The organism is Paraburkholderia pallida (genome assembly GCF_004524855.1).
GTDB lineage: Bacteria > Pseudomonadota > Gammaproteobacteria > Burkholderiales > Burkholderiaceae > Paraburkholderia > Paraburkholderia oxyphila.
The window spans coordinates 1,006,958-1,032,397 of record NZ_CP038148.1 but is presented as its reverse complement, the minus strand read 5'-3'; the positions used below and the strand labels follow the sequence as shown (position 1 = coordinate 1,032,397).

At 65.9% G+C, this 25,440-nt stretch carries 22 protein-coding genes and 1 riboswitch; of the genes, 4 read left to right on the top strand and 18 right to left on the bottom strand.

Annotated elements, in window-relative coordinates; all coding sequences use genetic code 11:
• Positions 1–16: 16 nt before the first annotated feature.
• The 13 genes from E1956_RS04675 to E1956_RS04615 all read right to left on the bottom strand — a co-directional run bounded on the left by E1956_RS04675 (position 17) and on the right by E1956_RS04615 (position 10,341).
• Positions 17–256 (bottom strand): BolA family protein, encoded by a 240-nt coding sequence (locus tag E1956_RS04675; protein WP_028218456.1) that lies wholly within the window; start codon positions 254–256, stop codon positions 17–19.
• A gap of 27 nt (positions 257–283) precedes the next feature.
• Positions 284–1,039, bottom strand: coding sequence for an ABC transporter permease (locus E1956_RS04670; protein WP_134747607.1), 756 nt, complete (start codon positions 1,037–1,039; stop codon positions 284–286).
• Entirely contained in the window at positions 1,036–1,962 is a 927-nt protein-coding gene (locus E1956_RS04665; RefSeq protein WP_134747606.1) for an ABC transporter ATP-binding protein, read from the bottom strand. Before E1956_RS04665 ends, E1956_RS04670 begins: the two co-directional genes overlap by 4 nt.
• A gap of 258 nt (positions 1,963–2,220) precedes the next feature.
• On the bottom strand, positions 2,221–2,493 hold the full coding sequence (locus E1956_RS04660) for an STAS domain-containing protein (RefSeq protein ID WP_028218459.1): 273 nt from the start codon (positions 2,491–2,493) through the stop codon (positions 2,221–2,223).
• A complete protein-coding gene (locus E1956_RS04655) occupies positions 2,490–3,122 on the bottom strand; it encodes an MlaC/ttg2D family ABC transporter substrate-binding protein (protein WP_134747605.1) in 633 nt (210 codons plus the stop codon). The genes E1956_RS04660 and E1956_RS04655 overlap by 4 nt, the downstream gene beginning before the upstream one ends.
• A gap of 178 nt (positions 3,123–3,300) precedes the next feature.
• Positions 3,301–4,299, bottom strand: coding sequence for an MlaA family lipoprotein (locus E1956_RS04650; protein WP_134747604.1), 999 nt, complete (start codon positions 4,297–4,299; stop codon positions 3,301–3,303).
• Positions 4,300–4,311: 12 nt separating this feature from the next.
• The gene (gene mlaD, locus E1956_RS04645; protein ID WP_134747603.1) at positions 4,312–4,917 is read right to left on the bottom strand and encodes an outer membrane lipid asymmetry maintenance protein MlaD; all 606 of its coding nucleotides are present in this window, start codon (positions 4,915–4,917) and stop codon (positions 4,312–4,314) included.
• A 93-nt stretch (positions 4,918–5,010) separates the two neighbouring features.
• Positions 5,011–5,787 carry a lipid asymmetry maintenance ABC transporter permease subunit MlaE gene (gene mlaE, locus E1956_RS04640; protein ID WP_134747602.1) on the bottom strand — a complete coding sequence of 259 codons (777 nt, stop codon included), beginning with the start codon at positions 5,785–5,787 and terminating at the stop codon, positions 5,011–5,013.
• Complete coding sequence (locus E1956_RS04635) at positions 5,784–6,608, bottom strand: ABC transporter ATP-binding protein (protein ID WP_133198478.1); 825 nt, start codon at positions 6,606–6,608, stop codon at positions 5,784–5,786. Before E1956_RS04635 ends, mlaE begins: the two co-directional genes overlap by 4 nt.
• Positions 6,609–6,778: 170 nt before the next feature.
• On the bottom strand, positions 6,779–7,888 hold the full coding sequence (gene thiE / locus E1956_RS04630) for a thiamine phosphate synthase (RefSeq protein WP_134747601.1): 1,110 nt from the start codon (positions 7,886–7,888) through the stop codon (positions 6,779–6,781).
• Positions 7,885–8,700 carry a thiazole synthase gene (locus tag E1956_RS04625; RefSeq protein ID WP_134747600.1) on the bottom strand — a complete coding sequence of 272 codons (816 nt, stop codon included), beginning with the start codon at positions 8,698–8,700 and terminating at the stop codon, positions 7,885–7,887. The genes thiE and E1956_RS04625 overlap by 4 nt, the downstream gene beginning before the upstream one ends.
• A gap of 94 nt (positions 8,701–8,794) precedes the next feature.
• Positions 8,795–8,992, bottom strand: a complete 198-nt coding sequence (gene thiS / locus E1956_RS04620; protein ID WP_028218467.1) for a sulfur carrier protein ThiS — start codon at positions 8,990–8,992, stop codon at positions 8,795–8,797.
• 131 nt (positions 8,993–9,123) lie between these two features.
• Complete coding sequence (locus E1956_RS04615; protein ID WP_134747599.1) at positions 9,124–10,341, bottom strand: FAD-dependent oxidoreductase; 1,218 nt, start codon at positions 10,339–10,341, stop codon at positions 9,124–9,126.
• A gap of 171 nt (positions 10,342–10,512) precedes the next feature.
• A riboswitch (TPP riboswitch) is annotated at positions 10,513–10,626 on the bottom strand.
• Between the two features lie 288 nt (positions 10,627–10,914).
• Here E1956_RS04615 and E1956_RS04610 point away from each other — a divergent pair.
• The 4 genes from E1956_RS04610 (at position 10,915) to E1956_RS04595 (ending at position 16,561) form a co-directional block, all read left to right on the top strand.
• Entirely contained in the window at positions 10,915–12,672 is a 1,758-nt protein-coding gene (locus E1956_RS04610) for an ABC transporter ATP-binding protein/permease (RefSeq protein ID WP_134747598.1), read from the top strand.
• A complete protein-coding gene (locus E1956_RS04605; protein ID WP_134747597.1) occupies positions 12,669–13,451 on the top strand; it encodes an SDR family NAD(P)-dependent oxidoreductase in 783 nt (260 codons plus the stop codon). Before E1956_RS04610 ends, E1956_RS04605 begins: the two co-directional genes overlap by 4 nt.
• 361 nt (positions 13,452–13,812) lie before the next feature.
• On the top strand, positions 13,813–15,120 hold the full coding sequence (locus E1956_RS04600) for an MFS transporter (RefSeq protein WP_134747596.1): 1,308 nt from the start codon (positions 13,813–13,815) through the stop codon (positions 15,118–15,120).
• 52 nt (positions 15,121–15,172) lie between these two features.
• A complete protein-coding gene (locus E1956_RS04595; protein WP_134747595.1) occupies positions 15,173–16,561 on the top strand; it encodes a D-amino acid dehydrogenase in 1,389 nt (462 codons plus the stop codon).
• A 49-nt stretch (positions 16,562–16,610) separates the two neighbouring features.
• Here E1956_RS04595 and E1956_RS04590 read toward each other — a convergent pair whose 3' ends face one another.
• From E1956_RS04590 to E1956_RS04570, 5 genes are all read right to left on the bottom strand, one after another.
• Positions 16,611–17,081, bottom strand: coding sequence for a type VI secretion system amidase immunity protein Tai4 (locus E1956_RS04590; protein WP_418789233.1), 471 nt, complete (start codon positions 17,079–17,081; stop codon positions 16,611–16,613).
• Positions 17,078–17,503 carry a type VI secretion system amidase effector protein Tae4 gene (locus tag E1956_RS04585; RefSeq protein ID WP_232071268.1) on the bottom strand — a complete coding sequence of 142 codons (426 nt, stop codon included), beginning with the start codon at positions 17,501–17,503 and terminating at the stop codon, positions 17,078–17,080. The genes E1956_RS04590 and E1956_RS04585 overlap by 4 nt, the downstream gene beginning before the upstream one ends.
• Before the next feature lie 251 nt (positions 17,504–17,754).
• Positions 17,755–18,303, bottom strand: coding sequence for an RNA 2',3'-cyclic phosphodiesterase (gene thpR / locus E1956_RS04580; RefSeq protein ID WP_134747593.1), 549 nt, complete (start codon positions 18,301–18,303; stop codon positions 17,755–17,757).
• A 270-nt stretch (positions 18,304–18,573) separates the two neighbouring features.
• Positions 18,574–20,040 (bottom strand): glutamate synthase subunit beta, encoded by a 1,467-nt coding sequence (locus E1956_RS04575; RefSeq protein WP_134747592.1) that lies wholly within the window; start codon positions 20,038–20,040, stop codon positions 18,574–18,576.
• A 128-nt stretch (positions 20,041–20,168) separates the two neighbouring features.
• Positions 20,169–24,869 (bottom strand): glutamate synthase-related protein, encoded by a 4,701-nt coding sequence (locus E1956_RS04570; protein ID WP_134747591.1) that lies wholly within the window; start codon positions 24,867–24,869, stop codon positions 20,169–20,171.
• Between the last annotated feature and the right edge of the window lie 571 nt (positions 24,870–25,440).

Below are 25,440 nucleotides of genomic sequence, written 5' to 3'. Positions count from 1 at the left end.
GCACTGAGATTCCAGATTATGCGTTCTGCCATTCGGCGGGCGTGAGCGTCTTCATGCTGAGCGCGTGGATTTCTTCGCGCATGCGCTCGCCGAGCGCTGCATAAACGAGCTGATGGCGCTGGATCAGGCGCTTGCCTTCGAACGCCGACGACACGATCGTCGCGAAGAAGTGCTGACCGTCGCCCTCGACTTCGAGATGCTCGCACGCGAGTCCTGCCGAGATGTACTGCTTGACCTGTTCCGGAGTCGGCAACATGGTGTGGGGCTCCTGCCTGGATTGCATTTAGTGGCGCAGCTTGTAGCCGCTCGCGAGCAGACGCATCGCCAGCGCGGCCAGCACCACGAAAAAGACGAAAACGATCGCGAGACTCACGAGCGGGTTAATGTCGGACAAGCCGAAAAAACCGTACCGGAAGCCGTCGATCATGTAGAAGAACGGGTTCAGCCGTGACACTTCGCGCCAGACCGGCGGCAGCGTATGCGTCGAATAGAACACGCCAGAAAGGAACGTGAGCGGCATGATGAGAAAGTTCTGAAACGCCGCGAGCTGGTCGAACTTTTCGGCCCAGATCCCGGCGATCAGGCCGAGCGTGCCGAGGATCGCCGAGCCGAGCACCGCGAAGGCGATGATGTAGAGCGGCGCGGAAAAGCTCATCGGAATGAACCAGATCGTCACGACGAACACGCCTGCGCCCACGGCGAGGCCGCGCACGATCGAAGCGAGCACGTAAGCTCCAAACATCTCCCAGGCGGCCAGCGGCGGCAATAGAACGAATACGAGATTGCCCGTGATCTTCGACTGGATGAGCGACGAGGACGAGTTCGCGAACGCGTTCTGCAGCACGCTCATCATCACGAGGCCGGGGATCAGGAAGCTCGTGTACTCGACGCCCGGGTAGACCTCCACGTGGCCGCGCAGCGCGTGGCCGAAGATCGTCAGATAGAGCAGCGCGGTGATGACCGGGGCGAGCACGGTCTGGAAGGCGACCTTCCAGAAACGCAGCACTTCCTTGTAGAACAGGGTACGGAAGCCGCTCATGCCAGCCCCTCGATCACTTCAGGTCCGTTCATCACCTGCACGAAGACATCCTCCAGATCGGCTTTGCGCACTTCCATTTCTTCGAGCTTGCAGCCGTTCGCGCGGCACAGCGCGAGGATGCGCTCGACGTCGTCGTAGCTCGCGAGGCGCAGCAGATGCTGGTGACCGTTGCCATTCGATGTTTCGACTTCGAGCGGGCGCAGCTCGGTCGGCAGCACGCCTTCCGAGAAGCGCAGGAACAGCTGCGTGCCCGCGAAGCGCTGCAGCAGCGTGCTGGTGCGCTCGAGCGCCACGACCTCGCCCCGCCGCAGCATGGCGATGCGGTCGCACAGCTCCTCCGCCTCTTCGAGGTAGTGCGTGGTGAGCACGATGGTGTGACCTTCGCGGTTCAGGCGCGCGATGAACTTCCAGAGCGTCTGGCGCAGTTCGACATCGACGCCTGCGGTGGGCTCGTCGAGCACGATCACAGGCGGCCGGTGCACGAGCGCCTGCGCCACCAGCACGCGGCGCTTCATGCCGCCCGAGAGCGCACGCATGTTCACGTCGGCTTTTTCGGTGAGATCGAGGTTGGCCATGATCTCGTCGATCCACGCGTCGTTGTTGCGCAGGCCGAAATAGCCGGACTGGATGCGCAGCGTCTCGCGCACCGTGAAAAACGGATCGAAGACCAGTTCCTGCGGGACGACGCCGAGATTGCGGCGCGCGTTGCGGTAGTCGCCGACGACATCGTGACCGCGCACGGCGATCGAGCCTTCGTCGGCACGCCCGAGGCCTGCGAGGCAGCTGATGAGCGTCGTCTTGCCCGCGCCGTTCGGGCCGAGCAGCCCGAAGAACTCGCCCTCTTCGACGGTGAAGCTGACGCCCTTGAGCGCCTGGAGCTCTTTGTAGCGCTTCTTGACGTTGCGGATTTCTATGGCTGGCATGACTCAGGCGCCGCCCGTCGTGAACGGCGCGGCTGATAAAAGCATCAATGCTGCGGGGATGACCAGAATTTGGGGACGGCTCGTGCCGTCTGCTTCGATACCACGATCACCGCGGCAGCGCCCAAAAAACGGTTGATTATAGGCCAAGTCGGAAAGCCCGGCCTGGGCCTGGCTTGGACTCGAAAGCGGAAGCGGCGGCGTGCGGCAATCGGGCCCGAGCGGTGCGCTCTGCCGACGTGGCCGCGAGGCCGCCGCGCGTCAATGTCGCTCGTGAAGGAGCGATTCGACGCCGTAAGCGCGCGCGAGGGAGGCGAGCGCGGCGGGAAGATTGAGAACGCTGAGGATAACGCCGCGCTCGTGCGCGGCACGCTGCCATGCGATCAGCACGGCAAGCGCCGAGGAGTCGAAATGCGTGAGCGGCGCGCAATCGACGGCGCTGGCGCCGGCTGCGATTTGCGCTAGACCCGTCGAGAGCGCGGCCTTCGCGCTCTCGAGGTTCAGCGTGGCGCCGGTGGCGAAGCGCTCGCTCACGAACTGGCCTTGCCGGCGGCGAGCTGCTGGTTACGCTGCGTGAGGAAGGTGATCAGACCTTGCACGCCGCCCTGCTGGATCTTTTCCTGGAACTGCTGCTGGTACGCCTGGATCAGCCATGCGCCGAGCACGTTGATGTCATACACGCGCCAGCCTTGCGGCGTCTTGTACAGGCGGTAGTCGAGCTCGATCGGCTGGCCGTTGTTCATGACGGTCGAACGGACCACCACGTCGGTGTCGTCCGGGTTCGCGCGGAACGGCTTGTACTGGATCTGCTGGTCGCGCACCTGGGCGAGTGCGCCCGAGTACGTGCGGATCAGCAGCGTCTTGAACTGCTCGATGACCTGCTGCTGCTGGTCAGGCGTCGCGGTGCGCCAGTTGCGGCCCATGGCGAGTTGCGTCGTGCGGCGGAAGTCCGTGTACGGCAGGATCTTCTCGTTCACGAGCGCCGTGATCTTGCTGATGTCGCCGGACTGGATCGACTTGTCACCCTTGATCTGGTCCATGACCTGCTGCGTGATCGTCTGGATCATCGCGTCAGGGTTGCTGGTGTCGATCGTTTGCGCGGAGGCTGCGCCGGCAAACGCAAAAAACATGGCGAAAAACGGGAACAGAAAGAATTTTTTCATAGCGAGTCCTGCAAGTTGGGGAACAACGCCCCGTTGGAGGTCAACGATATCACGCGAGCGCCAGGACACCGAGTCAAACAATGCCAGGAAACTGCGACAAGCGTTTCAGCTTGTTACGTCAGATTTAAGCGCTTGCAGAGTGCCAGCGCGACGCCGTGCGCCGCGCCGAATATCGTGATCAATGCAAACGCAGCAGCCCGGGCGCGCCAATGCCGATACGCGCCGGCGGAATGTACTGACCGCCCGGCACGGCGGCGCCGGAAGCGCCCGTCGGCGCCTGCGCGCCGGATGCAGGCATGCTCGCCGCGGCGCCGGCCGGGCCTTCCAGCGTGGCCGGGGCCGTGGTCGCGCCATTCGGGTAGGCCGGCGCCATGCCGGCTGCCGTAGGCGCAGCGCCCGATGCGGGAGCCGCCGCGCCCGCCGCGCCCTCTTCGGGCTCGCCGTAGTTCGGCGGCGGCGCACCCTCGCCGTAATCCGGCAGGTTATTCGACGCGTGACCGTCCGAGAGCTGGTATTGGCGGCGCTGCAGATAGGCGTTGCGCAAGAACGAATACTTGTCGATCGCCGCGCCTTCGAGCAGGTCGCTCGCGCCCAGCAGGTTCGCACGCGTGTTGACGACGTCCAGACCGTACAGGCCCCACGACAGCGCCGGCGGATCCACGTACGTGAGCGGATTGATGAAGTAGTTGCCCACGAGGCCTACGCCGTCGCGCACCGTGCTTGGGCCGAACAACGGCAGCACGAGATACGGGCCGGGAGGCACGCCGTAGTGGCCGAGCGTGAGGCCGAAGTCCTGGTCATGCTTGGGCAGCTTGGCCAGCGTCGCCACGTCGAACAGACCGCCCAGGCCGAAGACCGTGTTGATCACGATCCGCATGATGTCCTCGACGCCATCGGTGATCTTCAGCTGCAGGAAGTTGTTCGCTGCGTTGTAGACGTCGCCGATATTCGAGAAGAAGTTCGTCACGCTGTTACGCACCGGTTGCGGCGTGATTTTCACGTAGCCCTGCGCAACCGGCTTGAACGCGTATTGGTCGACCTTGTCGTTGAAGGTGTAGATCGTGCGGTTGAAGCCTTCCCACGGGTCGTCCTTCGACGGCGTCTGCACCGTCGAGCATGCCGTCAGCGTAAGCGCCGCAACGCCAATCGTGATCGCGCGCATGCGAATGGTCATCATCTTTTATTCTCCTTATTGCGCTGCCGCGCCCGAGCCGGCCGGTGCCGGTGCGGGTGCTGGAGCCGGTGCGGCGCTCTCGCTGCCCGCGGCCCCGTTTGCTGCGCTCGCGCCGTTGCCGGCGCTGCTGCCCGAGCTGTTGCCTGACTTCGCGGCGCCCGAATCGGCCGCCTTGCTGTAGAGGAATTGGCCGATCAGGTTTTCGAGCACGATCGCCGACTGCGTCATGGAGATGGTGTCGCCAGCCTTGAGCATTTCGGTGTCGCCGCCCGGCTCCAGCCCGATGTATTGCTCACCGAGCAGGCCCGAGGTCAGGATCTTCGCCGACGTGTCCTTCGGGAACTGATACTGCTGGTCGAGGTTGATCGTGACGAGCGCCTGATAGGTGTTCGTGTCGAAGCCGATCGACGCCACCCGGCCCACCGTCACGCCCGCGCTCTTCACGGGCGCGCGCGGCTTGAGGCCGCCGATGTTGTCGAACTTGAGCTTGACCGCGTAGGTCGGCTGGAACGAAAGCGAGCTCATGTTGCCGGCCTTCAGCGCGAGAAACAGCAGCGCAATGAAGCCCAGCACCACGAACAGGCCGACCCAGAAGTCGAGAGCAGTCTTTTTCATCGTCATCCCAATGAGAATCCGTTGCGGCGGTGCCATGCAGGGGCGCCGGCCGCGCAGCCCGGGCGCCGCGCCGTCACGGCGCGCGCCCGCGCGAAATCCTTAGCTGAACATCAGCGCGGTGAGCAGGAAGTCGAGCCCCAGCACCGCGAGCGACGCGTACACGACGGTCTTGGTGGTCGCGCGCGACACGCCTTCGGGCGTGGGCTTGGCCTCGTAGCCTTGATACAGCGCCGTAAACGTCACCGCGAAGCCGAACACGATGCTCTTGATCACGCCATTGCCCACATCGGCCCAGACGTCCACGCCGCCTTGCATCTGCGACCAGAACGCGCCGGCGTCCACGCCGATCAGCAGCACGCCCACCACGTAGCCGCCCAGAATACCGACCGCGCTGAAGATGGCCGCCAGAATGGGCATGGCGATCACGCCCGCCCACATGCGCGGCGCCACGACGACGCGCACGGGGTCGACCGCCATCATTTCCATGGCCGTGAGCTGCTCGCCCGCCTTCATGAGGCCGATTTCGGCCGTGAGCGAGGTGCCCGCGCGGCCCGCGAACAGCAGCGCCGTGACCACCGGGCCGAGCTCGCGCACGAGCGAGAGCGCGACCAGCAGCCCGAGCGCCTGCTCGGAGCCGTAGCGGTTGAGCGTGTAGTAGCCCTGCAAGCCCAGCACGAAGCCGACGAACAGGCCCGACACCGCGATGATGAGCAGCGAATAGTTACCGACGAAGTGGATCTGCTTCGTGACAAGGCGCGGACGGCGCAACAGCGGGAAGAATTCCAGCACGAGGCGCACGAAGAAGCGCGTGGCGTGGCCCGCGCGCGCGATCGAGTCGAGAACCGCGCGGCCGAGCGAGCTGATGGCGCCGGTCATGAGCGGCCTCCGCCAATGCCGAAGTCCGCGTCGAGCGAGACGTTCGTAGGGTAGTGAAAGCGGAACGGGCCGTCCGGCGCGCCGTCGATGAACTGGCGCACGATCGGGTCGGTCGAGGCGCGCAGCTCGGCGGGCGTGCCCTCCACCTGGACGCGGCCGTTCGCGAGGAAGTAAACGTAGTCGGCAATCGCGAACGATTCCGGCACGTCGTGCGTGACGAGGATCGACGTGGCGCCGAGCGCGTCGTTCAGCGTGCGGATCAGGTTCGCGGTGATGCCAAGGGAAATGGGGTCGAGACCGGCAAACGGCTCGTCGTACATCATGAGCTCAGGATCGAGCGCGATGGCGCGCGCAAGCGCCACGCGCCGCGCCATGCCGCCCGAAATTTCCGAGGGCGCGAGATCGCGCGCGCCGCGCAACCCCACGGCATTGAGCTTCATGAGCACGAGGTCGCGGATCAGCTCTTCGGGAAGGTCGGTGTGTTCGCGCAGTGCAAAGGCGACGTTCTCGAACACCGACATGTCGGTGAACAGCGCACCGAACTGGAACAGCATGCCCATCTTTCGGCGCAGCGCGTAGAGGCCTTCACGCGATTGCGCGCCGATGTCCTGCCCATGGAACAGCACCTGGCCGCGCTGGGCGCGCACGAGGCCGCCGATCAGGCGCAGCACCGTGGTCTTGCCGCCGCCCGAGCCGCCCATGACCGCGACCACCTGACCGCGCCGAAAGCGCATGTTCAGTCCGGACAGGACGAGCCGGTCGCCGCCATAACCGAAGTCGACGTCGCGCAGCTCCAGAAGGGTCTCAGAGTTTGAGGGCACGTAGCAGACAGTCCATTTACACGAAGGCCGGATTATAGGGCCATCGTGGGAATGCTGCCGTGACACGCCCAAGCCCCTTGATGCAAGTCGGGCAACCCCGGAGGGACACCGCGGCTCGCTCCTCGCCGACGGCCGCATCTGGGTGCGCGGCCGAGGGCGAGGCGGGCTAATTATTGCGTAAACGCGTTGCGCAGCGCAGCAACGGCGGCAGCCGGGTCGGCGGCCTCCGTGACCGCGCGCACGACCGCTGCGCTGGGCGCGCCGGTGGCGAGCACGGCGGGCAGCGCGGCGAAGTCGATGCCGCCGATCGCGACCATCGGCACCACGCCGTCGAGCAGCTTCACGTAGCGGGCGAGGCGGGCGAGGCCCTGCGGCGCGGTCGGCATGGCCTTGGTCGTGGTGGCGAACACGGCGCCGCACGCGATGTAGCTCGGCCGGAAATGCAGCGCTGTGAGCATCTCGAAGTAGCCGTGCGTGGACAGACCGAGGCGGATGCCCGAGGCGGCGAGCGCGCCCAGATCCGCCTCGCGCAGATCCTCTTGCCCCAAATGCACGCCGTATGCGCCCGCAGCCATCGCCGCCTGCCAGTGGTCGTTGATGAACAGTTGCGCGTCGTGCTTGCGGCCCGCCGCGACGCAGCGCGCGATTTCCTCGGTGAGCGCAGCGGACTTCGGCTGCTTGCTGCGCAGCTGCACGGTCTTCACGCCGTAGTCGAGCACGCGTTCGACCCAGTCGGCGGTGGGCAGCACCGGATAGAGGCCGAGCTTCGCGGGACACGGCGCGAACGGCTGCGCGGGCGCTGCCGGCAGGCCGAGCACACGCGGAAAGCGCGCGATGTCGACGGGCCAGGCGTCCTCCTGCTGCTCGTCGCCGTCACGCCAGGCGAGCGCCAGCACGAGCGCGTCGTGCGGATCGAAGCCGCAGTCGAGGAACGCCGCTAGCGCCGGGATCCAGTCTTCGGCAAGCGCGCCTTCGAGCGCATAGCGCTCGCCACCCAGGTGCAGCGTCGCGCGGCCGGACGCCGGCGTACCGGCAGCCTCGATCACGCCCGCTCCATCGGTCATCCAGCGCGCGATGTTCGCGAGATGCGGCCCGGCGTCGGTCACGACGATCAGGTCGCCGCCATTGGGCGCGTCGGGCGGCGTGAGGCACAGGCGCCACGGGGCGTGCGTCGGCGCCCAGTCGCCGAGGCGGGCGCGAATGCGCTCCGCCGTTTCGGTGAGCTCGTCCGCGGGCGGCCAGAACAACTCGCGGTCCTTGAGTCGCAGCGTTTCGGTCATTGCTTGCCTCCATCCTGATGCCAGAACGGCATGCCGACCACCGGCGTGCTCGCCACGGCCGCCTCGCGCTCGGCCATCGGCCCGGCGAGAAAGGCGGTGCGGCCCGCCTCGACGCCCAGCGCGAACGCGCGCGCCATCGCCTCGGGATGCGTGGCCTGCGCCACGGCCGTGTTCAGCAGCACGCCGTCGAAGCCCCACTCCATCACTTGCGCCGCATGCGACGGCAGGCCGAGGCCTGCATCGACGATCAGCGGCACGTCGGGCAGCCGCTCGCGCAGCACGCGCAGGCCGTACGGATTGATCACGCCCTTGCCCGTGCCGATCGGCGCGCCCCACGGCATCAGCGCCTCGCAGCCCGCGTCAAGCAGACGCCGGCCGATCACGAGGTCTTCGGTGCAATACGGCAGCACCTTGAAGCCGTCCTTCACGAGACGCGAGGCGGCTTCGATCAGGCCCACCGGGTCCGGCTGCAGCGTGTAGTCGTCGCCGATCAGCTCGAGCTTGATCCAGTCGGTCTCGAAGACTTCGCGCGCCATATGCGCGGTCGTCACCGCCTCGTTCACGGTGAGGCAGCCCGCCGTGTTCGGCAGGAAGGGCACGCCGTGGCGCTTGAGCAAGTCGAAGAAGCCGGCAACGGCGGTGCCGTCGTTCATCTGGCGGCGCAGCGCGACGGTGATCATGCCGGGGCGCGCGGCCTCCATCGAATCGGAGAGCGCTTGCAGCGACGGATAGCGCGACGTGCCGAGCAGCACGCGGCTCGAGAAAGTTTCGCCGTAGAGCGTGAGAGCGTCGGCGGTCTGGATGGTAGTCATGGCGTGAATCCTGGGCGGGTGGCGTCGGACGGGCGGCGCGCGGTAGCTAAAGCCGCAACTGGAGCAGCGATAAAAGCGTGCTGATCGCGCGCGATCAGCCGCCGGCCACCGGGCTGACGACGTCGAGGCGGTCACCCGCCGAAAGCGTGCGCGCACCGTGCTGGGTGCGCGTCACGAAATCGCCGTTCACGGCGACGGCAAACGGCGGACGCGCACCGAATGCGGCAAGCGCATCGGCAACGGTCGCGCCTTCGGGCAGCGTGAGCGGCTTCTGGTTGATCTGAATATCCATGGCAATTCGTCTGACTACGTTGTTTCCGGCAAGGCGCAATGGATGCGCCTCATCTTCTGTTTGCGGTGTCGCGCTCGCGGGCCAACAGTAACGACCGGCCCTCGAATGCACTCGAGCCTCTTCAAGGCATGTCAAGCGGGCTCATGCGCGCCCTGCGTGTCGCGAGCGTGCAGCATCGACGCCCAGCGCGATTCGCCACGCAGCGACTCGAAGGCGTCGGCATCGTTAAGCCGGCCAGCCAGCAGCGCCTGGGCGACGCGCACCGCTTCGTCGGCCACGGCGGGCGCGATCATGAAGCCGTGGCGATAGAGCCCGTTCACGCGCAAGGTGTCACCGTCACCCCGGCCGCCGTCCCAGATGAGCGCGGGACGATGGTCGGGCAGCGTCGGTCGGCACTGCGAATTGAGCTCGAGAATCCGTGCCTCGCCGAACGCCGGATGCACGGCGAACGCCGCGCTCAGCAATTCGAGCGCCGAGCGCACGCTCACGGGCGAGCAGTCCTCGCCCTCGATCTCGGTCGCGCCGATCACATAGAGATCGTCCTGTTTCGGCGCGATATAGAGCGGATAGCGCGGGTGCAGCAGGCGCACGGGCCGTGTGAGGCCGATGCCCGGCGCGTGCACGCGCGCCACTTCTCCGCGAATGCCGCGCAGCGCCGGCAGCGCAGGCTTGGCACCAAGCCCCCGGCAGTCGATCGTCACGCGTGCGCGCGGCAGGCTCGCTTCGTCCACGCTCGTGTGCCAGTGCGTTTCCACGCCGCGCTGCGCGAGGCCCGCGGCCAGCGCCGCCAGCGCCTGACGGTTGTCGAGCTGCCCTTCGCCGCCCAGCAGCCAGCCGCGCGCGAAGCGCCCGGCGAGCGCCGGCTCGGCGGCGTCCAGCTGCGCGCCCTGCAGGGTCGTGAAATTCGCATCGGCAAGCTCGCGCGGCGCGTTCGCGCGCACGCGGCGCTCGAACAGGGGCGCCTCGGTGCGGTCGGCGTGATGCCAGACCACGAGCGTGCCGTTGCGCTGGAAAAACACGGGTTCGGGCAGCTCGGCGAGAATGCGCGGCCAGGTGTCGAGCGAGGCGACGCCCAGCTCGGTGATCAATAGCTCGGCGACGGCGGCTTCGGCGAGCGGCGCGAGCATGGCTGCCGCGATCCAGGCGGCCGACTCCCCGCCTTCGGGCCCGCCGCGCTCGTAGAGCGCCACGCGATGCCCCGCGCCCGCGAGGCGCCACGCAACGAGGCGTCCGCATAGGCCACCGCCAAGCACTGCGAAATCAGGCACTGCTGACGAGGCGCGCGCGGGCGTCTGGCCGCCGGTCGAAACCGGGGAATGATCAGAACAAGGTGCAGAAGAGGCGGTCATCGTATCCCTTTCGTACGGCAACTAGCATGCGTACCCAAGGACGAAACCGGCTGGCAAGGCCGGCCGTGCAAACAACGCGAAGCGCAAAAACGATATGCGCAGCACGTGCTGCCCGGCGGGAATCTGGACGCCTGAACGAATTCAGTCGAATCGACTGATCAATGGCGCGAGCAAGACTTTCCGGAAACTTCCCGCGCCGGTATTACCCGGATCGGGTGCGAAGGGTCTCTCTCAGCCTCACTGCGGCATGTCAGGCATACCGGTGAAGCACCCCTGTTTCGTCAGCGGTCATTAGACCACAAAAGGCGCGCGCGCCGCAAACGCGGCCGGGTGGCAGGCGTTTGTGCTCTGGCACAATGCCCAAACCGGTGCGAAACGCCCAGTTCGCGCGAGCGGTGAGACAATGTCGAACCCCACACGCAGCCGTCGCGAGACCGCGCGCAAGGCGACCGGAAGCCACGCGCGCCATTAAGACTCGCTTAAGCGGTTCGGGACACAATCGCAGCGCCAGGGCGCCGCGTACGGCGGGTATCGTCTATTCCGGCCGCGGGCCGGCACAACATCAGGACGCACATGACCAACCTCACTCCCCGCGCCACGCCGGATCAGAACGAGCATCACAAGATCACGGCCTGGAGTCTGATCAAGCCCTACTGGGTGTCCGAGGAACGCTGGTTCGCCTGGGGTCTGCTCGCCGCGATCATCGCGATGAACCTCGCCGTCGTGTGGATCAACGTGCGGCTCAACAGCTGGAACGCGGACTTCTACAACGCCCTGCAAAACAAGGACGTCAAACAGTTTCCGCATCTGCTGGTGATCTTCACCGTGCTCGCGTTCGGATTCATCATCCTCGCGGTGTACGGACGGTATCTGCGCCAGATGCTCGGCTTTCGCTGGCGCCAGTGGCTCACCACGCGCTTCCTGAACGACTGGCTCGGCCAGGGCGCGTTCTACCGCATCGAGCGCGACCGTCTCGCCGACAACCCCGACCAGCGGATCAGCGACGACCTGCAATCGTTCGCCACCACCACGCTCTCGCTCACGCTCGACCTGCTCTCGACGGTCGTCACGCTGGTCTCGTTCATCACGATCCTCTGGTCGCTCGCGGGCGCGCTCACCTTCGCGCTCGGCAGCACGCCCATCACGATTCCGGGCTACATGGTCTGGGCCGCCGCGCTCTACGCCGTTTTCGGCTCGCTCGTGATCCAGAAGGTCGGCCACCCGCTCGTGTCGATCAACTACCAGCAACAGAAAGTGGAGGCGGACTTCCGCTTCGGCCTCATCCGCCTGCGCGAGAACGCCGAGCCGATCGCCCTCTACGACGGCATGGAAACCGAGCGCAACAACGCGCAAGGCCTGTTCGCGCACATAAAGGACAACTGGTGGCGCGTGATGAAGTACACGAAGCGCCTCACCTTCGTGTTGAGCTTCTACGGCCAGATCGCCATCATTTTTCCGATCGTCGTCGCCGCGCCGCGCTACTTCGCGGGCGCCTTCTCCTTCGGCGTGCTGATGCAGATCTCGCAGGCGTTCGGCACCGTGAGCGACTCGTTCTCGTGGTTCATCAACAGTTACTCCACCCTCGTCGAATGGCGCGCCACGGTCAACCGTCTGCGCGAATTCGTGCGCGTGGTGCACTCGCCGCGCCTGAAAGAAAGCATCTCGCCCGCGACCGAGCACGGCGGCATCAACCTGCATTTCGTCGACGCGGGCGAGCTCACCACCGAGCATCTGAAGCTCGCGCTGCCCAACGGCACGCCGCTCTCCGAAGTGCGCAACATCGCCATCAAGCCCGGCTCGCGCTGGCTCGTGCGCGGCCCGTCGGGCGCGGGCAAGAGCACGCTGATCCGCGCGCTCGCGGGCCTCTGGCCGTTCGGCGAGGGCTCGATCGACGCCCCCGTGGACGCGCGCATGATGTTCATCCCGCAGCAGAGCTATCTGCCGATCGGCACGCTCAAGGCCGCGCTCACCTACCCTTCGCCCGCCGGCGACTATAGCGACGAAGACTGCCGCGAGGCGCTGCGCGCCTGTCGCCTGGAAGACTATGTGGGGCGCCTGCACGAGTCGGCGCACTGGACGCGCGTGCTCTCGCCGGGCGAGCAGCAGCGGCTTGCGGGCGCACGCGTGCTGCTGCACAAGCCCGATTACCTGTTCCTCGACGAAGCGACCAGCGCGCTCGACCCCGACAACGAAAGCCGTCTGTACAAGGTCTTCATGGAGCGCCTGCCGAAGGCGGCGATCGTGAGCGTGGCGCACCGCGAGTCGCTCGCGGCCTACCATCACGAGACACTCGAAATCGAGCGCATGCCTGAAGAGCGGGTCGCGGCATGAGCGCAGGGCGCGGCGCCCATAGCGAGCGTGTGGTCCTGATCACGGGCGCGGGCTCGGGTATTGGTGCGGCGCTCGCCCGGCGTCTTGCCGCGCCCGGGGTCGCGCTGATGCTGCACGCGCGCGGCGCCGACGCGCCGGCGCGTGCGCGGCTTGCCGCCGTCGCGGCAGAGTGCGAGGCGCAAGGCGCCACCTGCGCGACGGCCTGCGCCGATCTGGCCGCTACCGGCGCGGCTGCGCAGCTCGTTCAAACTGCGCTTGCGCGTTTTTCGACGCTCGATCAACTGATTGCCAACGCGGGCCATGCGCAGCGGCAGACGCTCGCGGCGCTCGAGCCCGACACGCTTGCATCCACCTTTGCCGCGATGCCAGCCGCGTTCGCGGCGCTCGTGCGCGAGGCGCAGCCGGCGCTTACGCGCTCGGCGCACGCCCGCGTGGTGGCGGTGAGCTCGTTCGTCGCGCACCGCTACCGCGCCGACGCGCCGTTCGCCGCTACCGCGGCGGCCAAGGCCGCGCTCGAGTCGCTCGCGAAAAGCGCCGCCGCCGAACTCGCGCCGCACGGCGTGACGGTGAACTGCGTGGCGCCCGGCTACACGCGCAAGGACAAGGGCCCGACGCCCGAAAACGCCCCCGCGTGGGCGCGCGCCGCCGAGGCGACGCCGCTTGGCCACGTGGCCGAGCCCGCCGACATCGCCGAACTCATCGCCTTCTTGCTGTCGGACGCCGCCCGCCACATCACCGGGCAGACGATCCACGTCGATGGCGGGCTGACGCTGGGCTGAGCGCCGGCGCAACGACGGCCCCCGAAGCAAGCCCAGAAGCGAGCCGCCACGAGCAAGCAAGTGCGCCCCGAAGCGCGCACGGCAGCACGCCAGCAACCGCCCCCAGGCGGGCATCGTTTGCCCCACAACATGCCCAGCTTTCATCTTCCCTGGCCGGCGCGGCACATCGCACCGTAAAATAGCGCAGTTCGAGCGCCTGCAGCGGCGCCCGCCGGGGCCGAGACAGGCCCCGGCGGGCCCAAGCGCGTCTTATGCGCGCTGTGCATCACCCATCCCCGCTGCCCGATGTGCCGGACACCGCGTGCGCGACTGCCTGCTTCATCAGTCGTTGCGCGCACAACAACAAGGGGGAGACAACGCGATGGGATCTTTTCAGTGGTTCAGGGAGCTGAACGAGCGCGAGCGTCGCACGCTCTACGCCGGCTTCGGCGGCTATGCGGTCGACGCGTTCGACTTCATGATCTACTCGTTTCTGATCCCGACGCTCATTGCCGCCTGGGGCATGACCAAGAGCGAGGCGGGCATGATCGCGACGAGCTCGCTGATCTCCTCGGCGCTCGGCGGCTGGCTCGCGGGCATCCTCGCCGACCGCTACGGCCGTGTGCGCGTGCTGCAATGGACCATCGCCACGTTCGCGCTCTTCACCTGTCTTTCCGGCTTCACGCACTCGTTCTGGCAACTGCTCGCCACGCGCACGCTGCAAGGCATCGGCTTCGGCGGCGAATGGTCGGTTGTCACGATCATGATGGCCGAGACGATCCGCTCGCCGCAGCACCGCGCGAAAGCCGTGGGCACGGTGCAAAGCAGCTGGTCGTTCGGCTGGGGCGCCGCCGCCATCCTCTACTGGGCGTTCTTCGCCCTGCTGCCGGAGCAGTACGCGTGGCGCGCGTGCTTCTGGATCGGCATCCTGCCCGCGCTGTGGATTCTCTACGTGCGCCGCAACGTGAGCGACCCCGAGGTGTTCCTGCAAACGCGCCGTGCCCGTGAGCGCGGCGAAACACACGGCCATTTCCTGCAGATCTTCGCGCCCGCGCACCTCGCCACGACGCTGCTCGGCAGCGCGCTGTGCACCGGCATGCTCGGCGGCTACTACGCGATCACCACGTGGCTGCCCACCTATCTGAAAACCGTGCGCCATCTGTCGGTGTTCAACACGAGCGGCTATCTGATCGTGTTGATCGTCGGCTCGTTCATGGGCTATATCGTCGGCGCGATTCTCTGCGACAAGATCGGGCGGCGCGCGTCCTTCATCTTGTTCGCCATCGGCTCGTTCGCGCTCGGCATGGCCTACACCATGCTGCCCATCACCGATACCGCCATGCTGCTGCTCGGCTTTCCGCTCGGCATCGTCGTGCAGGGCATTTTCGCGGGGATCGGCGCGTATCTGTCCGAGCTCTACCCGAATGCGATCCGCGGCTCGGGCCAGGGCTTCTGCTACAACCTCGGGCGCGGCCTCGGCTCGTTCTTTCCGATCCTCGTCGGCACGCTCGCGCAGACCACGACGCTCGTGAAGGCGATCGGCGCCGTGGCCGGCGCCGGCTATCTGCTCGTGATCGTGTCCGCGCTGTGCCTGCCCGAAACGAAGGGCAAGGTGCTGGCCGAAGCCGGAGCGGCGACAGGCAACCCGCCCGCGCCCGCCCACCCCTCTGCGGACTCCGCTGCACAATGAGCCCGAACGTGCTGCAATACCGTCCGTCCCCGCCTCACTCACTACGACCGGCATGAAAACGATCGTCCTCGGCGCCGGTGTGATCGGCGTCGCTACTGCGTATTACCTGAGCGAGAGGGGCTGCGACGTCACGGTCATCGAGCGCGAGCCTGGCGTCGCGCTCGGCACGAGCTTCGGCAACGCCGGCGTGATCGCGCCCGGGTACGTCACGCCCTGGGCCGCGCCGGGCATGCCGGCCAAGCTCCTCAAGTACCTGCTCAAGCCCACCTCGCCGCTCATTTTCCGGCCCACGCTCGACGCCGCGCAGTGGCGCTGGATCGCGCGCTGGCTGCGCGAATGCGACCTCGCACGCTTTCGCGTGAACAAGCAGCGCATGCAGCGCATCGCCTATTACAGCCGCACCTGCCTGCACGCGTTCCGTGCGCAGCACGCGTTCGAGTACGGGCGCAGCCAGGGCTATCTGCAGCTCTTTCGCAGCGACTACGACGTCGAACTCGCCCAACCGGCGCTGGGCGTGCTGCGCGATGCAGGCATCGTCTACCGCGAGCTGGACGCCGCGGGCTGCGCGCAGGTCGAGCCGGGCCTCGCGTGGTCGCGCGTGAAGCCCGTGGCCGGCATCTATCTGCCCGACGACGAGGCCGGCGACTGCGCACGCTTCACGCGCGAGCTGCGCGCCGTGTGCGAGCAGCGCGGCGTGAAGTTCGTCTTCGACACCGAAGTGCTTGCGCTCGAAGCCGCGGGCGGCAAGGTGAGCGGCGTGCGCGTGCGGTCCGTGCCGGGGCGGCGCACGGCGAACAACCGCCGCGAGCTGCGGGAGCAGCGGCGCGAGCAACGCCGCGCGCCCGCCGAAGTGCTGCGCCCCGCCGACTTGAACGAGGTGGCCGATACCGAGCCGCAGACCCTCGCCGCCGACGCCGTCGTGGTCGCACTGGGCGTGGAGAGCGCGACGCTCCTCGCGCCGCTTGGCGTGCGGGTGCCGCTTTATCCGGTGAAGGGCTATTCGGCCACGCTGCCCGTCGTCGACGAGCAGAAGGCGCCGCGCGCCGCGCTCATGGACGAGTCGCTGAAGACGGCCATCACGCGCTTCGGGCCCTACTTGCGCGTGGCCGGTACGGCGGAGCTCGGCAACCACCGCACGACGCTGCGCGAGCAGGCGCTGCACACGCTCATGAAAGTGCTCGACGACTGGTTCCCGCACGCGGCCACGCCTTCTTCCGCGCAGTTCTGGGTCGGGCGTCGGCCGATGGTGCCCGACGGCGCACCGCTGCTCGGCCCCTCGGGCGTGCAAGGGCTGTGGCTGAACGTCGGCCACGGCTCGACCGGCTGGGCGATGTCGATGGGCTCGGGACAGGTGGTCGCCGATCTCATCGCCGGGCGTGCGCCGGAGATCGATCTGGATGGGTTGACGCTGGAGCGGTATCGGCGGCGGGGTGCGGGTTGAGTGACGCGAGGCCGGCTTGTGGATCGAACCCGGGTCAGCCGCCTTCCTGTCAAGGAGCTTGCGTATTCGCCGGTTTCGGGTTGTCCTGCCGGTACGTGTGATTAGGCTTGCTGACCAGTCGCCTGACCTGCGCATCCAGCTCCGTGCTGTGATACAGGTCGAGGCATTTAAGCATGTCGAATCTGACGTCCTTTGTTTCTGCGTCGGCCAGGGGATTGTGATAATCGCGCGCAAGGTAACTTTCAACCAAAGCCTTGATTACATCTGGCGCCTTATCCAGGTCGTAATAAGTCCAGTCGCGTAACGCGCTGACGCTACTCCCCGCATCGATTGCAGCGTCTTTGTCGTTCTTGTAAGCGGTGGCTATGCAGGTAGCCAGAACCATGTCTTTGAAGTTCTGCGCGTAGGTGCGCGTCGCCGCTTGTGGCGAGGTATGCATCTCGTCTTTTGCATGACCGATTGACGCCCAAAGAGTGAGGGTCGCCACGGCTAGCAGGCCAATCCGCAGCCCCCTCTTCACGACAGACTCCAGAAGTTTGCGCGGTCCGTGCGATATTTCGCTTCTGGTTCGTTGAAGTAGCAATGGTCGTAGCAGGTACTGCCGTTGAACAGCGTCGCATGCCCAGCGGCGTCTGACCACCCGGAAACTTCAAACAGGATTACCCCTCTTTTCCCTGCAAGTGCTCCACCGCCCGATGGCGGATATTGAATGACCTCCGGCTGCCCCCATTGCCGCTTGAGATAGGTAATGAGGTCTTTCACACGAAAAAAATACTGACGCTTGTCTGCGCCGGACACGGTTTTCCCCGGAATGGCCGGAATGACGAGACCGGACTGATTCAAGATGTAACTCATGCGGACTGCACAGGTATTGCTCCATCGCAGTCCCGGATCCGGGTTATCAATATTCTTTTCGACGTTGCCGCCAATCAATTGAGCCACCCTGGCCGCGGAGTTCGCGGGGTCGTAAATTCGTATGGAAGCTGCCCAAGCCGCTGAAAATGACGGTCGACCCATTATTCATCCTTTTATGGTTGAGGGATATTTACCGCTCAAAGCCGACGTCGGTTTTCCGGCATCGACAAAAGCTCATCATAAGCATTTGTCTGTATAGCTGATTTTATTGACATTGACGCGCATCTAATCACCCCCATACTCGCATCGATTAATGGGAGAAACACCCTTGAAGCAAGTTAGCCGATGGCCACACTCGCCAGCGCCTCATAACGCGCGCCCTGTCGCGCCAGCGTGCTCGAATAGAGCACGAGCGAAGTGAACCGCAGCGGCGGCAGCGCCTGCGCCATCCCATCGGGTGGCGCACCGCGCGCGTCGCGCGCGAAGCGCGCCAATGTGATGTGCGGCCGGAACGCGCGCGCATCGAGCGGCAAGCCCACTTCGCCCATCAAGGAACGTACCCGCCAGTCGAGTGCCGTGAACGCTTCGGACATGGCCAGCACGGCCACCATCAGGCGCGGCTGCGCGCGACCCGGCCAGCATTCGATCTTCGTGACCGGCGCGGGCGGCAGAGGCGCCGCATGCTCGGCGAGACGCTGCGCGAGCGTCTCGCCCTGCACGAACGACATCGCGCCGATGAACGCCACCGTCAGATGCAGTTGCGCATAGGGCACCCGGCGTGCGTTGGGCGGCACGTCGAGCGCGGCGAGGGCGTCACGCGAGGGCGCATCGGGCGCGAGCGCGACGAAGCAGCGCCGCCATTGATCGATCTCGCGGGCTTCGGACATGATCGGCAGGCCTCGGGATGAGGAGCAACCGCATCATGGTAACCCGCCGGCACGACGGGGTGCGCCCGTGACAACCCGCAGCAAGGCAGACCGGCAGCGCGAAAAATCACTGGAGATGCGCGCATCTGGCATGTCGATCGTCGAGAAACGCGTCAAAAGACGCCAATCAAATGGCGAAAAAAAGCCGGACAACCTTTACAGGCTGCCCGGCTTGACGGTGCTACCACTGCGTGTTGATTTGCTACGGCGCTCTAGAGGCTCTCTCCCGCCTTAACGCGGCAGCTCCGAGCTGCCCATCAGGAACGCATCGACGGAGCGCGCGCACTGACGGCCTTCGCGGATCGCCCAGACCACGAGCGACTGGCCACGGCGCATGTCGCCGGCGGTGAAGACCTTGTCGACCGACGTGTAGTACGCCTTCTCGCCCTCGGTCGCGGCACGCACGTTGCCGCGCGCGTCCTTCTCGACGCCGAACGCTTCGAGCACCGGCGAGACCGGCTGCGTGAAGCCCATGGCGAGCAGCACGAGATCGGCTTTCATTTCGAACTCCGAACCCGGCACTTCGACCATCTTGCCGTCCTTCCACTCGACGCGCGCGGCGATCAGCTTCTCGACCTTGCCGTTCTTGCCTTCGAAACGCTTCGTGGCGACTGCCCAGTCGCGCGAGCAGCCTTCCTCGTGCGACGACGACGTGCGCAGCTTGACCGGCCAGTACGGCCAGACGAGCGGCTTGTTCTCTTCCTCGGGCGGCTGCGGCAGCAGCTCGAACTGCGTGACGCTCTTCGCGCCGTGACGGTTCGACGTGCCGACGCAGTCGGAGCCCGTATCGCCGCCGCCGATCACGACCACGTGCTTGCCCTTGGCCACGAGCTGGTCGGCCAGCTTGTCGCCGGCGTTGACCTTGTTCTGCTGCGGCAGGAACTCCATCGCGTAGTAGATGCCTTGCATCTCGCGGCCCGGCACCGGCAGATCGCGCGGCGTTTCCGAGCCGCCAGCGATCACCACGGCGTCGAACTGTTCCTTCAGCTCATCGGGCGTGATGGTCTGCTTGGCCGTATTGCCGATGTGCGCCGGCAGTTCGCCCTTGCCGATGAAAACGTTGGTGCGGAACGTCACGCCTTCGGCTTCCATCTGGCGCATGCGGCGGTCGATCAGCCACTTCTCCAGCTTGAAGTCGGGAATGCCGTAACGCAGCAGGCCGCCAATGCGGTCGTTCTTCTCGAACACGGTCACGTCGTGGCCGGCGCGCCCGAGTTGCTGCGCGGCGGCGAGGCCCGCGGGGCCCGAGCCGACCACGGCAACCTTCTTGCCAGTCTTGTGCTTCGCGACTTGCGGCGCGACCCAGCCTTCGGCCCAGGCCTTGTCGATGATCGCGTGCTCGATCGACTTGATGCCGACGGGATCGTTGTTGATGCCGAGCGTGCACGCCGCTTCGCACGGCGCCGGGCAGATGCGGCCCGTGAACTCGGGGAAGTTGTTGGTCGAGTGCAGGACTTCGATCGCGCTCTTCCAGTCCTGGCGGAACACGAGGTCGTTGAAGTCCGGAATGATGTTGTTGACCGGGCAGCCGTTGTTGCAGAACGGGATGCCGCAGTCCATGCAGCGCGCGCCCTGGACCTTCGCGTCGGCGTCGGAGAGCGCCGCCACGAATTCCTTGTAGTGCTTCACGCGCGTGAGCGGTGCTTCGTACGCCTCATGCTGGCGCTCGAACTCGAGAAAACCGGTTGCCTTACCCATGTGGCTCTCGTCTATCTAATCTATTCGGTGAGGGGGACAGCGCCCGCCGCCGCGCGAGTTCTTGTAACTCAAATCGCGCAGCGGGCGCTCCTTCGTCTTGATGTCGTCGTCGCGGCTCAGTCAGCGAATCAAGCGGCCAGTTCTTCCTGGCTCGCCTTCTTCGCACCGAGCTCGCCCAGCGCGCGCTTGTATTCCGTCGGGAACACCTTCACGAACTGGCGGCGCGCCGAATCCCAGTTTTCCAGCAGCGCCTTCGCACGCGGCGAGCCGGTGAACTGGAAGTGACGCTCGACGAGTCCCTTGAGCAGCGCTTCATCGGTCTGGCCCGTGTGCCACAGCGCGCGGTCCACGGTGCGCTCCTGTTCGGCCTGTTGCAGGACCGGGTCGAGCGCGACCATCGACTTGTTGCACTTGCCGGCAAACGTTCCGTCCGGGTCGTACACGTAGGCGATACCGCCCGACATGCCCGCCGCGAAGTTACGACCCGTTTCGCCGAGCACGACCACCGTGCCGCCCGTCATGTATTCGCAGCCGTGGTCGCCCGTGCCTTCGACAACCGCCGTCGCGCCCGAGTTACGCACCGCGAAACGCTCGCCCGCCACGCCGCGCAGGAAGGCTTCGCCTTCGAGTGCGCCGTACATCACCGTGTTGCCGCAGATGATGTTTTCTTCGGACTTGCCGCGGAAATCGTTGGTCGGACGGATGATGATGCGCCCGCCCGAGAGGCCCTTGCCGACATAGTCGTTACCGTCGCCGACCAGATCCAGCGTGATGCCGCGTGCGAGGAACGCGCCGAAGCTCTGGCCCGCCGTGCCCTTCAACTGGATATGGATCGAGTCGTCGGGCAGACCGTCGTGACCGTACTTCTTCGCGACCATGCCCGAGAGCATCGCGCCCACCGTGCGGTTCACGTTGCGCACCGGCTGGATGAACGAGACGTGCTCGCCGTTCTCGATCGCGGCCTTGGCCTTCTCGATCAGCGTGTGATCGAGCGCGCGGTCCAGACCGTGGTCCTGGGTGTCGACGTGCTTGCGCGCGACTTCAGCGCCAACTTGCGGCTGATAGAACACGCGCGAGAAGTCGAGGCCCTTCGCCTTCCAGTGCTCCACGCCCTTGCGGGTGTCGAGCAGATCCGAGCGGCCGACGAGGTCGTCGAACTTGCGGATGCCCAGTTGCGCCATGATTTCGCGCACTTCCTCAGCGATGAAGAAGAAGAAGTTGACGACGTGCTCGGGCTGGCCCGAGAACTTCGCGCGCAGCACCGGATCTTGCGTGGCGACACCGACCGGGCAGGTGTTCAAATGGCACTTGCGCATCATGATGCAGCCCTGCACGACGAGCGGCGCCGTCGCGAAGCCGAATTCATCGGCGCCAAGCAGCGCGCCGATCACCACGTCGCGGCCCGTCTTCATCTGGCCGTCGGCCTGCACGCGGATGCGGCCGCGCAGCTGGTTCAGCACCAGCGTTTGCTGCGTTTCCGCGAGGCCGAGTTCCCACGGCGTGCCGGCGTGCTTGAGCGACGAGAGCGGCGAGGCGCCCGTGCCGCCGTCATGGCCGGCGATCACGACGTGATCGGCCTTCGCCTTGGCGACGCCCGCTGCCACCGTGCCCACGCCCACTTCCGAGACCAGCTTGACCGAGATCGACGAAACCGGGTTCACGTTCTTCAGGTCGTGAATGAGCTGCGCGAGGTCTTCGATCGAGTAGATGTCGTGGTGCGGCGGCGGCGAGATGAGACCCACGCCCGGCACCGAGTAACGCAGCTTGCCGATGTACTCCGAAACCTTGTGGCCCGGCAGCTGACCGCCTTCGCCCGGCTTCGCGCCCTGCGCCATCTTGATCTGGATCTGGTCCGCCGACGACAGATACTCGGCCGAGACGCCGAAGCGGCCCGACGCAACCTGCTTGATCTTCGAGCGCAGCGAGTCGCCATCCTTCAGCGGGATGTCCTTCACGACTTCCGGGCCGATGATCGACTGCATCGTGTCGCCATTCTTGATCGGAATGCCGCGCAATTCGTTGCGATAGCGCTTCTCGTCTTCGCCGCCCTCACCCGTGTTCGACTTGCCGCCGATGCGGTTCATCGCGACGGCCAGCGTGGCGTGCGCCTCGGTCGAAATCGAGCCGAGCGACATCGCGCCCGTGGCGAAGCGCTTGACGATCTCCTTGGCCGGCTCGACGTCGTCGATCGAGATCGCGCGCGTCGGGTCGAAGTGGAACTCGAACAGGCCACGGAACGTCATGTGACGCTTCGTCTGGTCGTTGATGAGGTGCGCGTATTCCTTGTACGTCTGGTACGAGTTGCTGCGCGCCGAGTGCTGGAGCTTGGCGATCGCGTCCGGCGTCCACATGTGGTCTTCGCCGCGCACGCGGTACGCGTACTCGCCGCCCGCGTCGAGCATGTTCGCGAGGATCGGGTTGTCGCCGAACGCGTCGCGGTGCATGCGGATCGCTTCTTCGGCCACTTCAAAGAGGCCGATGCCGCCCACCTTCGAGGCCGTGCCCTTGAAGTACTTCTGCACGAGGTCGTCCGCGAGGCCGACCGCTTCGAAGATCTGCGCGCCCGTGTACGACATGTACGTGGAGATGCCCATCTTCGACATCACCTTGAGCAGGCCCTTGCCCACTGCCTTGGTGAAGTTGTAGACGGCCTTGTCCGCCGACAGATCGCCCTTCAGGCCCTGCGCCATCTGCGCGAGCGTTTCCATCGCGAGGTACGGGTGCACGGCTTCCGCGCCGAAGCCCGCGAGCAGCGCGAAGTGGTGCGTTTCACGCGCCGAACCCGTTTCCACGACGAGACCCGTGCTCGTGCGCAGACCGTGCTGCACGAGGTGCGAGTGGATCGCCGAGGTGGCGAGCAGCGCCGGGATCGCGACGTTGTCGCGGTACGCGCGGCGGTCCGAGACGATCAGGATGTTGTAGCCCGACTTGACCGCATCGACGGCTTCCGCGCACAGCGACGCCAGACGCGCCTCGATGCCTTCCTTGCCCCAGGCCACCGGGTAGCAGATGTTCAGCTCGTAGGAGCTGAACTTGCCGCCCGTGTACTGCTCGATCGCGCGGATCTTCGCGATGTCCTTGAAGTCGAGCACCGGCTGCGACACTTCGAGACGCATCGGCGGGTTGATGTTGTTGGTGTCGAGCAGGTTCGGCTTCGGGCCGATGAACGACACGAGCGACATCACCATGTTTTCACGGATCGGGTCGATCGGCGGGTTCGTGACCTGCGCGAACAGCTGCTTGAAGTAGTTGAAGAGCGTCTTGTTCTTGTTGGACATGACCGCCAGCGGCGAGTCGTTGCCCATCGAACCGACAGCCTCTTCACCCGACATCGCCATCGGCGCCATCAGGAACTTGAGGTCTTCCTGGGTGTAGCCGAACGCCTGCTGACGGTCGAGCAGCGCGGCGGCTTCGGCGCGCGCCGTGGCGACGTCTTCCGCCTTCGGCTCGATCTCGTCGAGCTTGATGCGAACAGCGTCGATCCAGCTCTTGTAGGGCTTCGCGTTGGCGAGGTTGTCCTTCAGTTCCTTGTCGTCGATGATGCGGCCGTGCTCCATGTCGATCAGGAACATCTTGCCCGGCTGCAGGCGCCACTTCTTGACGATCTTCGACTCGGGGATCGGCAGCGTGCCGGCTTCCGACGCCATGATGACGAGGTCGTCATCCGTGACGATGTAGCGCGCCGGACGCAGGCCGTTACGGTCGAGCGTCGCGCCAATCTGGCGGCCGTCGGTGAAGGCGATCGCAGCGGGGCCGTCCCACGGCTCCATCATCGCGGCGTGATATTCGTAGAACGCCTTGCGGTTCTCGTCCATCAGCGTGTGCTGTTCCCAGGCTTCCGGGATCATCATCATCATCGCGTGGACGAGCGGGTAGCCTGCCATCACCAGCAGTTCGAGACAGTTGTCGAACGAAGCCGTGTCCGACTGGCCCGGGTAGATCAACGGCCACAGCTTGGGCAGGTCGTCACCCAGCACGTGCGAGGCGATCGCGCCGGTACGGGCGTTCAGCCAGTTCACGTTGCCCTTCACGGTGTTGATTTCACCGTTGTGGGCGATCATGCGGTACGGGTGAGCCAGCTCCCACGCCGGGAACGTGTTCGTCGAGAAGCGCTGGTGCACAAGCGCCAGCGCCGAGACCACGCGCTCATCTTGCAGGTCGCGGTAGTACACGCCGACCTGACCCGCCAGCAGCAGGCCCTTGTAGACGACCGTGCGCGCCGAGCACGACGGCACGAAGTATTCCTTGCCGTGCTTGAGCTTGAGCGCCTGGATGCGGTGGCTCGCGGTCTTGCGGATGATGTACAGCTTGCGCTCGAGCGCGTCCGTGACCATCACGTCCTTGCCGCGGCCGATGAAGATCTGGCGGATCAGCGGCTCGCTCGCCTTCACCGTGGGCGAGATCGGCATGGTGTGGTCGACCGGCACATCGCGCCAGCCCAGCACGACCTGGCCTTCGGCGCGCACCGTGCGCTCGAGCTCCTGCTCGCAGGCGAGACGCGAGGCGTGTTCCTTCGGCAGGAAGATCATGCCGACGCCGTACTCGCCGAACGGCGGCAGCGTCACGCCCTGCTTGGCCATCTCTTCGCGGTAGAACGCGTCCGGAATCTGGATCAGGATGCCCGCGCCGTCGCCCATCAGCGGATCGGCGCCGACGGCGCCCCGGTGGTCGAGGTTCTCGAGAATCTTCAGGCCTTGCTGAATGATTTCGTGGCTCTTCTTGCCCTTGATATGGGCGACGAAGCCGACGCCACAGGCGTCGTGTTCGTTTTGCGGGTCATACAGACCTTGCGCGGCGGGCACCGCGGCGCGCTGCAGGTGATCGTTCATGGGGACACCGTCCAAGAATGGCCAGGGGATGGCCGTTGATTCCGTACTTTTTTAGTTTCCCGCCGCTTGCGTGACCGCTGTACGGCGTTGCGCGGGCGATGCTGGCTTCCCGCGTTGTGCGTCCAGGAGAGCCGAAAAGCGAATATACGCGACGAATCAAGCACCTGGCAAATAAATTCGCATGGTTAGACCCCAATTTTCATGATGGTGCATCGCACAGCAATTTTATTGGGGTCGTATCATGTTGGGGCAAAATAAAACGGCATCCGCAGATGCCGTTTCTTCGCCTAAACCCTTGATCTGGAAGCCGATTAATGCGTTCCAGTGCCGGGCTTGTGCTCCTGATGCACCGGCGACGAACTGGTGCCGCCACTCGAACCGGATGATGTCGAACCCGACGAATGCCCCCCCGCGCCACCCGGATTTGTCCCTGGCGTTGCGCCAGTACCACTATCCGCATGGGTGCCGGCATGACTTCCCGCGTGCGCGCCGGAGGGTGCACCCGCCGGTGGCGGATAATTAGGGTTCGATTGATTGTCAGCATGGGGCGCGCTCTGTGCAGCCGCGCTGC